The following is a 12,398-nucleotide window of genomic DNA, read 5'->3' as shown; positions in this document are numbered from 1 at the left end:
CACGTTCTACCCCAAAAGGGTGCTGGTGGCCCCACCCGACTGGACTTCGTGGTCCTCTTGGAAGCAGCCGGTATCAAACGGCACGCTGCGGTCTCTTCTTCAGTGGAACCCCAGTGTCGCTGTAGTGGAGGAGGTCGCCGGGATGGTCATGCCCACAGCCGTGCGGACCGGTGGTGGTGTCGCGGTACTCGTTCCCACTGAGGACACGGGGGCGTGGAACTCGCCAACGGTGCCCATGCGCCGTCGGGTGCGCCAGGCACCGGTCTCCAACCAGTGGCTCGCCGAAGCCGAGTTCTCCGACCTCGTCGACGCCGCTCTTGACGGAGACAGACGGGCGGTCGAGCACCTGCTCGGCCGCATCCAGCCGCTGATCGTGCGCTACTGCCGCGCACGGGTCGGCGGCCGTGAGCGCACGCTCGTCTCGGCCGAGGACATCGCGCAGGAGGTCTGCGTGGCCGTCCTCGGCGCCCTGTCGAAGTACCGCTACGAACCGGGCTCGTTCCTGGCGTTCGTCTACGGCATCGCCGCGCACAAGGTCGCCGACGCCCGCCGCCGCGCCGTCCGCAACCGCGCGGAGGTCGTCCCGGAGCTGCCCGACTGCCCCTCGCTGGAGGCGGGCCCGGAGCAGCACGCCGTCAACGGCGAGATGATGGCCCAGGTCACGCGCCTGCTGCACAAGCTGCCGGCCCGCCAGCGCGAGATCCTCGTGCTGCGGGTGGCCGTGGGCCTGTCCGCCGAGGAGGTCGCACTGGCCGTCTCGTCGACTCCGGGAGCCGTGCGGGTGGCGCAGCACCGCGCGCTCACCCGGATGCGGGAGATGATCGCCGAGGAGGGCTGACGCTGAGGTCGGTGAACGCCGCCACCAGCGCTGTGACGAGGATCAACGCACCGAAGACCGCCAACGCCACCGCCCCGCCGACCACCCCGGCCAGGAGACCGCCGAGCGCCGGGGCCAGCGGGGTCAGCACGCGCGCGGCCAGCGTCGAGACCGCGTCCAGGCGGCCCATCATGTCCTCGGGCACCAGCTGCGAGTGCAGCGCGGACACCGAGACGTTGATCAACGGCGTGACCGTGGCGGTGACGGCCAGCGGCACGAACGGCCAGAAGACGCCGAACGGGAGCACCATCGCGAGGTTGCAGGCGCCGAACACGACCAGCACCACGACCATCAGCCTGCCGGGCGCGAGAGCGACCCTCGGCGACACCAGCGAACCGATGATCCCGCCGACCCCGATGCCCGCGATCACCACTCCCGTGTCGAGGCCGGAGCCACCGCGTTCCGCGACGAGGGCGAGCACCGGCAGCATCGAGGCACCGCCGAGCAGGTTCAGCACGAGGAAGACGACCGTCAGGTTCCGCAGCCCGGTCTGGCGCCACAGCCAGCGGCCCGCGTCCTTCAGGTCGTGCCGCATCCGCTGGCGCGGCTTCGGCTCGCCGCGCGCCGGGATCTTCGCGAACCAGGCGCACACGGCGGCCAGGGCGAACGTGATCGCGTCGACCACGAACGGCACCGCACGGCCGGCGGCGATCAGCAGCGCGCCGAGCGGCGGTCCGGCGACCCGTGCCGCGTGGCCGCGGGCCTCCTCCTGGGCGTAGGCGGTCCTGAGCTGCTCCTCGGGGACGACGGCCTGGATCGCGGCGGTGCGCGCCGGACCCGCGAACGCCGTGCAGACGCCGTCGACGACGGCCAGCACCACGAAGACCACCACCTGCACGTGCCCGGTGAGCACGGCGGCGGCCAGCGCGGCGGCCGCGAGGGCCTGGACCGTCTGGCTCCAGACCAGCGTCCTCCCGCGGTCCCAGCGGTCCACCCACACGCCCGCGGGCATCAGGGCCAGCAGCAGCGCCGCCGCCCGCGCGCCCGCGATCACGCCGGGCAGGAAGTAGGACCCGGTGAGCGCCACGACCAGCAGCGGCATCGCCAGCGTCGTCATCGTGGTGCCGAGCTGCGACACGGTGCCCCCGAGCCACAGCAGCTGGAACTGGACGTTTTTCCTGAGCGGAACCCCCATGAGCGTCGTTTCTAACGCATGGTCGTCGGTGCCGGGTGGCAAGGTCTACGCATGGCTGATCCCACGGCTGCCCCCGACTTCGACGTGCTGCTGACCGGCACGGTCTTCCTCGACATCATCTTCACCGGCCTGCCCCGCCCACCGGAGCCGGGCACCGAGGTGTGGTCAGAAGGCCTCGGGTCGTGTCCCGGCGGGATCGCGAACCTCGCCGTGGCGCTGCGCCGGCTCGAGCTGAAGACCGCGCTCGCGGCGGCGTTCGGCGAGGACGCGTACGGCGACTTCTGCTGGGACGTGCTCGCGGACCAGGAGGGCGTCGACCTCTCCTACTGCCGCCGCTTCTACGGGTGGCACTCGCCGGTGACCGTGAGCATGGCGATGGAGAGCGACCGCAGCATGGTCACGCACGGGCACAAGGCCCCCGTCGTCGCCGACGACCTCTTCTCGCCACCGCCGTCCGCACGGGCGTGCTTCGTGCACATCCAGGCCGAGGACGAGCAGTGGGTGCGCACGGCGAAGCAGAACGGCGCGAAGCTCTTCGCCGACATCGGCTGGGACCGCACCGGCGCGTGGTCGCCGGAGCTGCTGCGCCGGCTCGACGGTTATGACGTGTTCCTCCCGAACCACGTGGAGGCGCAGGGCTACACGCGCACCGACACCCCGGAGGCCGCCGCCCGCAAACTCGCCGAGCACGTCCCCGTGGTGGTCGTCACACGCGGCGGCGCGGGGGCGGTCGCCGTCGACAGCGCCACCGGCGAGTGCGTGGAGGTGCCGGGGCTGAACGTCGCGCAACTCGACGCGACAGGTGCCGGGGACGTGTTTGGCGCGGGGTTCGTGATGGGCACTCTGGCCGGGTGGCCGCTCGAACACCGGGTGCGGTTCGCGAACCTGTGCGCCGCCCTGTCCGTGCAGCACTTCGGTGGCTCCCTGTCGGCGCCCGGCTGGGGGGACATCGCGGTCTGGTGGCGGACGGTGAGCAGGCGCCCCGACGAGGAGCTGTCGCGTTATGGGTTCCTCGACGACCTGCTGCCCGACCACTCGGGCGTCGAGGTCCGCAGGGCCAGTCCGACGATCGGCCTCCGACTGCTCCGGTAGGGCCACCTCCTCGGCCGTGCACGGCCGAGCCCACCGGCTCGACAGTTCACACCGAGTCGCGTTCGCGGCGTACCGCTGGCTGCGGCATCCGTGACGCATCCACCAGTCTGTTCAGAGTGGTGCGGGCATGGTGGCAAATACCCACGCCGACCGTGCCCGTGTTCTCACGTTGACGGCGGCGACGACGTCAGCGGGTCCAGCGAGACCACACCGGCGACAGAGGAAGACATCTCGGGTGGGACGGTTGTTCTTCGCGGTGTGCCGGCACCTCGGGCACATCTGGGACGTGTGGCGAGCGTCCACCGCTTGGAATGGAACCCCAGCACGTCGGGCCTTGTAGGCCATGAACGCGCCCAAGCGATGGAACGGCCAGGATGAGAGCGTGGCTCGCTGGCGCCGGTTCAGCCGTACCCGTTCGCGGATGCCGCCCAGTTCCTCGATGGCGACACCGCGGCCGGTGCGTTCGGCGACAGCCACGATCTCCTTGCTGATCTTGTGGTTCACGCACGTGGCGTGCCTGGATTCCTTCTTCGCCCTGCGCTTCAGCCGGCGTTTCGCGGACTTCGTGTTCCTGGAGTTCAGCTCGGCCCGTTTGCGGGCGTGCCAGCGCCGGTAGCGAGACAACCGGCGGCCCTGGAAGTTGTGGCCGTCACTGGTGGTGGCGAGGTTCACGATGCCGCGGTCCACACCGATCCAGTCCACGGGCTCGAACCGCTCGCGTTCGGGAATCTCGCAGGTGGCGAGCAAGAACCACATCCCGTTGTCGCACACCAGGTCCGACTCACCGCGTCGGCGTTCCCGGACCGTCGTGAGCTGATCGGGACTTCCTGTGAACCCGATTCCCTTCACCCGGCCCGCGGTGGTCCAGATCGACACCGTCCGGGCCTCGTGCTGCCACGACAGGCACCGGTCGTCGAACGGCTATGCCGCGTCCGGCCGGAAGGTGATCGGTTTCGACTTCGCCCTGGCCCTGCTCTTACCCGTCAGGTTGCCGGCACCGACGTTGGCTTCCAGGACTGTGTAGGCGTCGGCGGTCTTGCGGATGACGTGCAGCGCGGGCTGAGCGGACAGGCCACGGTCCTTGAGACCTGGATAACATTCCTTCTGCAGCGCGGACCTGGACATCCGGCCGGTGCGGAACGCGATCTCCGACACCCACCCCGCGGCCTCGTTGCACGCGGCGAGGGTCGCCGACAGCGCCATCGCCTGGGCGGGCGTCGGCAGCAGCTTCACCCGCACGACCACCTTCACCGCCTCAGAGTAGAACATCCGTTCGAGGGGTAAGGGTGTGGAGCCATGACCTGGCGTTTGTCTCCCCAACCTTCGGGAGACGCGGATCCCTGCGACAATGGTTGGAAACAGTCGATCAGCGGACGCAACCTCACGGGCCTCCCGCGCGACTTAATACGTAGAGACTTTCTGGGGTTTGTTCGGAAGGAGTTGCGGTTTGTTCGCCGCACGCGCGTCAGGCTTGGTCAAGTTGATGGGGTTGTGCCTGACGGCGGGCGTCCTCCTCGCAGCGATGGTGTTCCCGTTCGTCGGAGGTCTCGGGCTCGCGTCCAACCGCGCGGCCGACACGGTCGACCAGACGTCGGGTGACCTCGCGAAGGGTGAGCTGCCGCTCGTCACCACCATCCAGGACCGCAACGGCGAGCCCATCGCCTACCTGTACGACCAGTACCGCATCCCGTTGGAGTCCAAGGACATCGCGGACACCATGAAGGGCGCGATCCTCGCGATCGAGGACAAGCGGTTCTTCGAGCACCAGGGCGTCGACTGGCAGGGCATCGCCCGTGCCGCCGCCAAGGCCGGTGTGGACGGTGGGGCGACGCAGGGCGCGTCGACGCTCACCCAGCAGTACGTGAAGAACTACATGGCGTTCGTGCTCGGCGCCGACAACGAGCAGGAGGCCTGGGAGAAGGCCACCGAGGCGACGATCGGCCGCAAGATGCGCGAGGCGCGGGTCGCGTTGCAGCTCGAGCAGCAGATGAGCAAGGAAGAGATCCTCACCGGCTACCTCAACATCGTGCCGCTGGGCAACCAGACCTACGGCGTCGGCGCGGCCGCGAAGGCGTACTTCAACACGACCGCGGACAAGCTGACGGTCTCGCAGGCCGCGCTGCTCGCCGCGATCGCGAACCGCCCGTCGTCGCTGAACCCCGGAGCCTCCCCGGAGAAGGCGCTGGAGCGCCGCAACATCGTCATCGACAAGATGCGCGAGAACGGCGCGTTCGGTGCCGACGAGACCGAGGCGAAGAAGAAGGCCGAGGAGTACAAGGCCGAGCCGCTGGGCATCGTCGAGGACCTGCAGATCCTGCCCAAGGGCTGCGTCGGCGCCGGTGACGGCCCGATCTACGGCTTCTTCTGCTCCTACCTGCTCGACTACCTGCGCGAAGCCGGCATCACGAACAAGGAGCTGCAGCGCGGCGGCCTGACGATCAAGACCACGCTCGACCAGAAGGCCACCAAGGCGGCCAAGGAGTCGGCCGAGCAGCAGGTGCCGAAGACGCAGAACGGCATCGCGAACGTCATGTCCGTCGTCGAGCCCGGCACCGACAAGCACCGCGTGCGCGCCCTCGTCGCCTCCCGCGACTTCGGCAACAAGGCCGAGCTCGGCCAGGTCGCCCGTCCCGTGCCCGCGGAGGTGCTGCCGTTCGGCCCCGGCTCGGTGAACAAGATCTTCACCGCGGCCGCGGCACTCGAGCGCAACCTCACCGGCATCGACAAGACCATCGACGTGCCGGACGTCTACTTCTCCAGGGTCTACCCCAACGGCGGCGCGCCGTGGAAGGTGCAGAACTCGGGCAAGTACGCGGACAAGATGTCGCTCACCCAGGCCCTCGCGACCTCGCCGAACACCGGCTTCATCATCCTGCAGGAGAAGGCGGGCCTCAACAACGTCGTCGACATGGCCTACCGACTCGGCATGCGCGAGACGCTGCAGGGCGTCAACCGCGGCGGCGAGCCCCTGAACTCCGACAAGTCGAACGGCCCGTCCCAGGGCGACTGGACGAAGCAGAACAACGCGGGCTCGTACACCCTCGGCCCCGGCGCCACGAGCGTCCTGGAGCTGGCGAACGTCGCCGCCACCATCGTCTCGAAGGGCACCTGGTGCCCGCCGACCCCGGTGGAGCAGGTCCTCGACCGCTACGGCAAGGCGATCCCGCTGAAGGAGAAGCCCTGCGAGGAAGCGATCAACCCGGACCTCGCCGCCTCCCTGGCCCAGGGCATGTCGCACGACACGACGGGCAACGGCACCGCCGCCACGGCAGCGTCCGCCTCGGGCTGGAACCGCCCCACCATCGGCAAGACGGGCACCACCGAGGAGCACAAGTCGGTGGCCTTCCTGGCCGCGACCCCGCAGTTCGCGGGCGCCGTCATGACCTACGCCGACGGCAACAACCCGCAGGTCATCTGCGCGAGCCCGATCAGGCTCTGCCCCGGTAGCTCGCAGGGCGTCTTCGGTGGCCAGGTGGCCGCACCGACGTGGTTCAACGCCATGAAGGTGATCCACGAGGGCCTGCCGGTGGCTCCGCTGCCGCCTGCCGCCGCCCGGTACAAGTAGTCACGCAGCTCGGCCCAGGGGCCGTCGGACGCCACGTGCGTCCGGCGGCCCCTTTTCTGTGGGCGAGGAGCAGTGGGGTGGGGGAGAGGCGGCGCGGGAAGAGGGGGCGGGGCGGGCGGAAAGAGGTGGAGGCGGAGGCGGAGGAGAGGTGGGTCGCAGCGGGGACGTGTGCGGAGGCTGTGGCGTGGGGGCGCGGGGGTGGTGTGAGGCGCGGCCGTCTGGGGCGCAGGGGTGTGGGCGCGGCAGGGCGAGGGGAGGCGGGACCTGGCTACCAACGCAATGGCGAAGCCGAGCCGTCCCTACCTACACGGGCTCTGAGCAGCGGTGGTGACTCAGCCCCAATCGCGATCGTCGCGAAGCGGCGATGACCGGCGCCGGCTCGACAACGCCCCAACGCGCTCAATCGAGCCAAATGCGCCCAAACGACGCCGCCACGCGAAGTAGCCACCCGGCGACCCGCTTTCCCCACTCCCGCCGAGGCAAACCTTTCACGATAAAGCGACTGACCAGTACAAACGCCAACGCGAGGATTGGTCTAAAGCGCCTTGACCATGCCCTAAACCAACCGATTACCCAAAGTGACCAGTAGTGGGCCTAATCACCTGAACCCCCACTTCGCTTGCCTGCGCCGGTCACGCGAGGTTACGTTCTGCGCCGCATGTCACGGTTCGATAACCGCAAGGACACGGAACGCCCCCCGAAGCGGTCCAGTCCGACACCGGGCCCCCGAAGCCCGCAGCCAGGACCCCCGAAGCCCGGCGAAGCGCGGTCGTCGAACTCCCCCGAGTGCATGGAGGCAGGTTTGGCACGGCATCGTGCGGAGGGCTCGTCGTCACAGACGAAGTCCCTCCTGCGAGGAGCGAAGGGTCCGCTGGTGGACGTCATCACCAAAGTGGACCTGGACCGCAAGAAGGCAGTCGCGGTGGTCGTCGCCGCAGGCGCGTTGGCCGGCGCCGGGTTCGCTCAGGCGGCCACCACGGTCGGGCCCGTCGAGCGGATGATCATGCCGGTCGCGGCCACCAAGAACCTCGCCGCGGCGGCCATGACCGCGCAGCCGCCGCAGGGCCCGCAGACGATCCACTCCGTGGACACCGGGTCCGAGACGCGCAAGCTGCTGCAGGCAGAGCAGATCCAGGCGCAGTTCACCGTCACCGAGGCGATCAAGTCCGCCGAGGGCGCGTTCGTGAAGCGCCAGGAGGCCGCCAAGGCCGAGGCCGCGCGCATCGCGGCCGAGGAGGAGGCGAAGCGCCCGAAGGTCGTGCGGCCCGCCCAGGGCTCGTTCACGTCCGGGTTCGGCGCGCGGTGGGGCACCAGCCACAACGGTGTCGACATCGCGAACGCCATCGGCACGCCGATCGTCGCCGTCATGGACGGCACGGTCATCGAGGCCGGGCCCGCGTCCGGGTTCGGGTTGTGGGTGCGCGTGCAGCACGAGGACGGCACGATCACCGTCTACGGCCACATGAACACCATCGACGTCCCGCAGGGTGCGAAGGTCAAGGCCGGGCAGCAGATCGCGACGATCGGCAACCGCGGTCAGTCGACCGGGCCGCACCTGCACTTCGAGGTGTGGGTCGCCGGCGGCCAGAAGATCAACCCGGTGGGCTGGCTGGCCGAGCGCGGTGTGACCCTCTGACCGGTTTTTCGGTCACACGATCACGGGAAGTCCCGATAACCTCCGGCTACGCCGCCGTGCACGAGGCGCGGCGGCGTGGAGACCGGAGCCGAGCCTGTGATCTACCGCAGCCCCCTGCCGGCGGTGGCGGTTCCCGAACGCACGGTGCCCGAACACGTTCTGGAACGCGCACGGCACAACGACAAGGTCGCCCTCGTGGACGCCGTCACGGGGGAGTCGCTCACGTACGCCGAGCTGGCCCGGCAGGTCCAGACCACGGCGGAAGGCCTGGTGCGCAACGGGATCAGGCCCGGTGACACGGTCGCGATCGCGAGCCTCAACCGGCCCGCGTTCGCCGTCGGCCTGCACGCGGTCATGGCCGCGGGCGCGACGGCCGCGCTGATCAACCCGATGCTCACGCCGCCGGAGATCGCGCGGCTCGAGGAACTCGCGAACGTCACCGCGACGCTCGATCTCGACGACCTCCCCGCGGGCGACGGCGATTCGCTCCCGCCGGGAAACCCGCGGAGCACCGCGGTCGTCCTCTTCTCCAGCGGCACAACGGGTCTGACGAAGGCCGTGCGGCTGAGCCACCGCGCGCTCGTCGCGAACCTGGAGCAGCACAGGCCCGGCTGGCGCATCGACGAGACCGACGTGCTCGCCGCGAACCTGCCGTTCTTCCACGTCTACGGCTTCACGATCATCCTCAACTCCGGCCTGCTCGGCGGCGCCACCCTCGTGACCATGCCGAGGAGCGACGCGGGCACCTACCTGAACCGGTTGGCGGAGCACAAGATCACGCGCGCGTTCCTGGTGCCGCCACTCGCCGCCGCCATCGCGGACCACGAAGGCCCGGTGCCGGAACTCCGGCTCAAGCTCGTCCTCTGCGGTGCCGCACCGCTCGACGACGCCGTGCGGCAGGAAGCCGAACGCAGGCTCGGGGCGCCCGTGCGGCAGGGCTACGGGCTCACCGAAGCCGGTGGCACGCACCAGACATTCGACGACGACGTGGAATCCGACCCCACGAGCGTCGGGGTGCTCTGTCCCGGAACGGAGGCGCGCGTCGTCGAGCCGGGCACCACGACGGACGCGGCGCAGGGCGAGATGCTCGTGCGCGGTCCCCAGGTGATGGACGGCTATCTGGGTGACGACGAGGCCACGCGAGAGGCCTTCGTGGACGGCTGGTTGCGCACCGGCGACCTCGTGCGCGTCCACAACGGCCGGTTCCACGTCGTGGACCGGATCAAAGAGATGATCAAGTACAAGGGGCTACCAGGTGGCGCCGGCCGAACTGGAGGCCGTGCTGCGCCGCCACCCCGCCGTCCGGGACGCCGCGGTGATCGGTGCGGCCGATCGAGTTAACGGGGAGATCCCGAAAGCGTTCGTGGTGACGCAAGGCGATGTGACGGCGGAGGAACTGATGGCCTTCGTGGCGGCGGAGGTGGCGCCGTACAAGAAGGTGCGCCAAGTTGTCTTCGTGCATGAGATTCCGAAGTCCGTGTCCGGCAAGGTCCTCCGCCGCCTGCTGAAGGACACCCAGAAGTGAGCTCTTCGATCACCGGCGCCGCGTGGGCGTTCGGCGTAATCCTTGGCGTGCAAGGACATCGGCGGACCTCGGTGTGGGCGAGGTCTCAGCGCCGCGAGCCGTGTTCACCCCGGTGGAGCAGTGCGGCGATCTTTTGGGGCGAATCGTGCGCGGAGAGTTCGATCACCTCTCCGGCGGCTTGAGCGAGCCGCTTCGCAGCTGAGAAATTTTCCTCGTTTAGTGCGTACATAAGGCCCTTCCTCCCTGGCAGCTCACCGGGGATCGTCGCGAGTGGCCCCCAATCCACAGGAGGCGTCATGCCTGTCGGAACATCCCCTGCTGCCCTGAACCTGGCCGCACACCTCGAACCGGCACAGCTCGAGCTCGCCCGCGACCGGATCCGCGTCGAGTTCCCGCAGGACGTGCTCGACCGCGTGCGGCGCTGCCGCGAGTTCGTGCTCGAGATCAGCGCGTCCGGTCGCGCCATCTACGGTGTCACAACGGGTTTCGGCCCGCTCGTTGAGTTCGAGGGCCGTGCCGACGGCGCCGCTCAGAGCGACAACACGATCCTGCACCACATCGTCGGCCACGGTGAACTGCTGCCGCCCGCCATCGCCAGAGCCGCCGTCCTCGCGCGGCTCTTCTCGTTGTCACAGGGGCGATCCGGAGTGTCCGAGCAGGTCGTGGCGTCGCTGACTGCCATGCTGGACACCGATTTCGCCCCAGCGGTACCACGTTTGGGGTCAGTCGGTGCGAGTGGTGATCTCCAACCGCTCGCGTACGTGGCACATGCGTTGCGCGGTAACGGGAACGCCTTCTTCCAAGGACGGCTGACGACCGCCGGGGAAGCGCTTGCACGATCCGGCCTAACGCGACTCGTGTTGGACGGTCGCGACGCGCTCGCGTTGGTCAACGGCATTTCGGTGACCGCCGCAGCACTCGGACTCGCTGTGGCGCAGGCGGTTCGCGCGCGGAGCACCGCGGAGTTGCTGTCCGCGTTGCTGACCGACGTCCTCGGCTGCGGCACCGAGTTCACGTCGGTTGGACTACTGGCCGCGTTCGGGCATCCGGACGTCGCTGAAACGGGTGCGTCCATCAGGTCATGGCTCGAGGGGAGCAGGCCTTCCGGCGAGCGCCCGCTGCAGGAGCCCTACAGCATCCGTTGCACGCCACAGCTGATCGGCGCGGCCGGCACGAGCGTGCGGCACGCGGACGAGGTGGTGCGCCGCGACCTCAACGGCGTGAGCGACAACCCGCTGTTCTTCCCCGAGACCGGTGAGGTCGTGCACGGCGGCAACTTCTTCGGCCAGCCCAGCGCTTTCGCTGCCGACCAGCTCAACGTCGCCCTCGTGCAGCTGGGCAACCTGGCCGAACGGCAACTCGACCTGTTGGTGGATCCACACCGCACCAACGGTTTGCCGCCGATGCTCAGTCCGCTGCCCGGTCAGCACCACGCGCTGCAAGGTGTGCAGATCGGCGCGACGGCGACCGTCGCCGCGATGCGCAGGGCCGCCGCGCCCGCGTCGGTGCAGAGCCTGCCGACGAACCTGCACAACCAGGACGTCGTCCCGTTCGGCACGCAGGCCGCGTTCACCGCGCTCGACCAGGCGAAGCTGCTGCGCTACCTGCACGCCGCCCTCGCCGTCGGGTTGCGCCAGGCCGTGCACGTCGGCGCGCGCCCGCCGCGTGCGCCCCGGCTCGCGGCCGTGTTCGACCGGATCGCCGAGCAGGTGCCGCCGATCGTGGAGGACCGCCCGCTGGACACGACCCTCGCCCGCGTCGCGGACCTGCTCGACACCGTGGCGTCCGAAGTGGAGGGTCGGCGATGAGCGCTCCCGCCTGCCTTCCCGCGTGGGGGCACACCTGGGTCGACCTGCCCGTCCTGCGACTGCCGATGCCGGGTGCGGAACTGATCCCGTGCGCGGACGGCTGCTTCCGGACGCGGTTCGCCATCCACACCCCGGACGACCCGGTGGAACTGGCCGTGCACCGGTGGTTCCTCGGCCACCACGGCGCGTTCCTGGTGTGGAAGTTCCTCGCGGATTCACTCGATCGGCTGATACACGAGCCTGATTCGCAGCTGGTCCGCCGCGCTGCGCTTGGATACGACGCGTACTCGGTGATGCTCGCCTATTCGGGCAGTTGTTCCCGCGAGGTGTACGAGGACGTCATCCGGCCGATGATGATGGCGTTCGACCCGGCGTTCAGCGGCCGGTGGGCACGTGACTACGAACCACTGCCCGCCCTGCTGCGCCGGGCGCGCGCCGCGCTGGGGCCCGTGGCGGCCGAACCGCTCTCCGTCGCGAGCAAGGCGAACCTGGTGGCACACATGGAGGTCATGCGCAAACTCGTGCCCGACGGCCCGTCGCTGCTGCGCGAGTCCGGTCGTGCGCGCATGGAGACCACCGACGCCGAACGCGCCCGGTTCGACGAGTTCTTCCTCGTGAGCCGGGAGAACGTGTGCGTGAGCCGCTACCACGCGCACCGCGCCGCCGTCTTGTCCGCGATCGGTCACGACCTCGCGAAACACCCGCTCAGCCCCGCGTGCGGAGAGACACTCAGGACGTTCACCACCCACCTATGAGAGAA

Annotated in this window: 11 protein-coding genes; 8 read left to right on the top strand and 3 right to left on the bottom strand. The window is 69.5% G+C overall.

Translation table 11 applies throughout. The features are described 5' to 3' along the window. Positions 1 to 142: 142 nt before the first annotated feature. On the top strand, positions 143 to 838 hold the full coding sequence (shbA, locus tag BMY74_RS16650; RefSeq protein ID WP_245786168.1) for an RNA polymerase sigma factor ShbA: 696 nt from the start codon (positions 143 to 145) through the stop codon (positions 836 to 838). Here the strand turns inward: shbA and BMY74_RS16645 are convergent. After that, positions 801 to 2,012: an MFS transporter gene (locus BMY74_RS16645; protein ID WP_089916770.1), complete on the bottom strand. Its 1,212-nt coding sequence runs from the start codon at positions 2,010 to 2,012 to the stop codon at positions 801 to 803. The genes shbA and BMY74_RS16645 overlap by 38 nt on opposite strands. 51 nt (positions 2,013 to 2,063) lie before the next feature. Here BMY74_RS16645 and BMY74_RS16640 point away from each other — a divergent pair, with 51 nt between their 5' ends. Further along, positions 2,064 to 3,104 carry a carbohydrate kinase family protein gene (locus BMY74_RS16640; RefSeq protein ID WP_089916768.1) on the top strand — a complete coding sequence of 347 codons (1,041 nt, stop codon included), beginning with the start codon at positions 2,064 to 2,066 and terminating at the stop codon, positions 3,102 to 3,104. Between the two features lie 111 nt (positions 3,105 to 3,215). Here BMY74_RS16640 and BMY74_RS16635 read toward each other — a convergent pair whose 3' ends face one another. Both BMY74_RS16635 and BMY74_RS45745 read right to left on the bottom strand, forming a co-directional pair. After that, on the bottom strand, positions 3,216 to 3,980 hold the full coding sequence (locus BMY74_RS16635; RefSeq protein WP_218159647.1) for an RNA-guided endonuclease InsQ/TnpB family protein: 765 nt from the start codon (positions 3,978 to 3,980) through the stop codon (positions 3,216 to 3,218). A gap of 45 nt (positions 3,981 to 4,025) precedes the next feature. After that, positions 4,026 to 4,373, bottom strand: a complete 348-nt coding sequence (locus BMY74_RS45745; RefSeq protein WP_218159646.1) for a hypothetical protein — start codon at positions 4,371 to 4,373, stop codon at positions 4,026 to 4,028. A 202-nt stretch (positions 4,374 to 4,575) separates the two neighbouring features. Between BMY74_RS45745 and BMY74_RS16630 the strand changes: the two genes are divergently transcribed. The 6 genes from BMY74_RS16630 (at position 4,576) to BMY74_RS16610 (ending at position 12,393) form a co-directional block, all read left to right on the top strand. Further along, entirely contained in the window at positions 4,576 to 6,669 is a 2,094-nt protein-coding gene (locus BMY74_RS16630) for a transglycosylase domain-containing protein (RefSeq protein ID WP_245786167.1), read from the top strand. 874 nt (positions 6,670 to 7,543) lie between these two features. Continuing rightward, positions 7,544 to 8,305: a M23 family metallopeptidase gene (locus tag BMY74_RS16625; RefSeq protein WP_245786166.1), complete on the top strand. Its 762-nt coding sequence runs from the start codon at positions 7,544 to 7,546 to the stop codon at positions 8,303 to 8,305. Between the two features lie 96 nt (positions 8,306 to 8,401). Beyond that, on the top strand, positions 8,402 to 9,646 hold the full coding sequence (locus BMY74_RS16620; RefSeq protein ID WP_245786165.1) for a class I adenylate-forming enzyme family protein: 1,245 nt from the start codon (positions 8,402 to 8,404) through the stop codon (positions 9,644 to 9,646). Then, positions 9,621 to 9,830: an AMP-binding enzyme gene (locus BMY74_RS46190; protein WP_245786164.1), complete on the top strand. Its 210-nt coding sequence runs from the start codon at positions 9,621 to 9,623 to the stop codon at positions 9,828 to 9,830. The genes BMY74_RS16620 and BMY74_RS46190 overlap by 26 nt, the downstream gene beginning before the upstream one ends. Positions 9,831 to 10,126: 296 nt before the next feature. After that, positions 10,127 to 11,638: an HAL/PAL/TAL family ammonia-lyase gene (locus BMY74_RS16615; protein ID WP_089916766.1), complete on the top strand. Its 1,512-nt coding sequence runs from the start codon at positions 10,127 to 10,129 to the stop codon at positions 11,636 to 11,638. Beyond that, on the top strand, positions 11,635 to 12,393 hold the full coding sequence (locus BMY74_RS16610; RefSeq protein WP_089916763.1) for a hypothetical protein: 759 nt from the start codon (positions 11,635 to 11,637) through the stop codon (positions 12,391 to 12,393). The genes BMY74_RS16615 and BMY74_RS16610 overlap by 4 nt, the downstream gene beginning before the upstream one ends. Positions 12,394 to 12,398 lie beyond the last annotated feature (5 nt).

The organism is Lentzea albida (genome assembly GCF_900111005.1).
In the GTDB taxonomy this organism is placed as follows: domain Bacteria; phylum Actinomycetota; class Actinomycetes; order Mycobacteriales; family Pseudonocardiaceae; genus Lentzea; species Lentzea albida.
The sequence above is the reverse complement of the archived record's forward strand: the minus strand, read 5'-3'. Positions and strand labels throughout refer to the sequence as shown.

Bases quoted from the DNA above. Each gene is read 5' to 3' on its own strand.
- shbA (WP_245786168.1), top strand. From the start codon at position 143: ATGGTCATGCCCACAGCCGTGCGGACCGGTGGTGGTGTCGCGGTACTC.
- BMY74_RS16645 (WP_089916770.1), bottom strand. From the start codon at position 2,012: ATGGGGGTTCCGCTCAGGAAAAACGTCCAGTTCCAGCTGCTGTGGCTC.
- BMY74_RS16640 (WP_089916768.1), top strand. From the start codon at position 2,064: ATGGCTGATCCCACGGCTGCCCCCGACTTCGACGTGCTGCTGACCGGC.
- BMY74_RS45745 (WP_218159646.1), bottom strand. From the start codon at position 4,373: ATGTTCTACTCTGAGGCGGTGAAGGTGGTCGTGCGGGTGAAGCTGCTG.
- BMY74_RS16615 (WP_089916766.1), top strand. From the start codon at position 10,127: ATGCCTGTCGGAACATCCCCTGCTGCCCTGAACCTGGCCGCACACCTC.
- BMY74_RS16610 (WP_089916763.1), top strand. From the start codon at position 11,635: ATGAGCGCTCCCGCCTGCCTTCCCGCGTGGGGGCACACCTGGGTCGAC.